This is a genomic window from Streptomyces sparsus (genome assembly GCF_054776295.1).
The window spans coordinates 1-507 of sequence record NZ_BAAHCA010001748.1 but is presented as its reverse complement, the minus strand read 5'-3'; the positions used below and the strand labels follow the sequence as shown (position 1 = coordinate 507).

Genomic DNA, 507 nt, shown 5'->3' with positions numbered 1-507 from the left:
ACGGCCTCCCGGCGGCGGTCGGTCAGCCACAGCAGCGGCACGAACAGCAGCATCGAGGGTTGCAGCGCGGCGGCCAGGCCGGCCAGCGCACCGGCGGCGCGTGGCGCTCGGCCCCCGTACAGGACGACGCCGAGCACCAGGAGCACCGGAATGATGCTGGTCTGTCCCAGCGAGAAGGTGTTGCGCACCGGGACCGACAGCACCAGCAGGCTGATCGCGACCGGAACGGCGACCAGCCGGGCGCGGCGGGAGGTCAGCCCCGGCACGGCCCGGGCCGCCAGCACGCCCAGCGCGCACACCAGCAGCAGGGTGCCCAGCGTCCAGACCACACCCAGCCCCTGCTGGCCGGCGTTGGCCAGGGGCCGCAGGACGATCCCGGCCAGCGGGGTCCCGTTGAACGCCTCGCCCTCGTAGAGCGAACCGCCGGGCTGCAACGCGCCCGAACCGTTCGGGCCGCCCAGCCAGCCGGCCAGGTCGGTCAGGCGCCGCTCCGGAGGCAGCCGCAGC

1 protein-coding gene is annotated in these 507 nt (G+C 75.5%); it reads right to left on the bottom strand.

The features are described 5' to 3' along the window. A partial coding sequence (locus ACYVE9_RS30635; protein ID WP_461031099.1) for a glycosyltransferase 87 family protein occupies window positions 1–506 on the bottom strand: 506 nt, incomplete at its 3' end. Window position 507 lies beyond the last annotated feature (1 nt).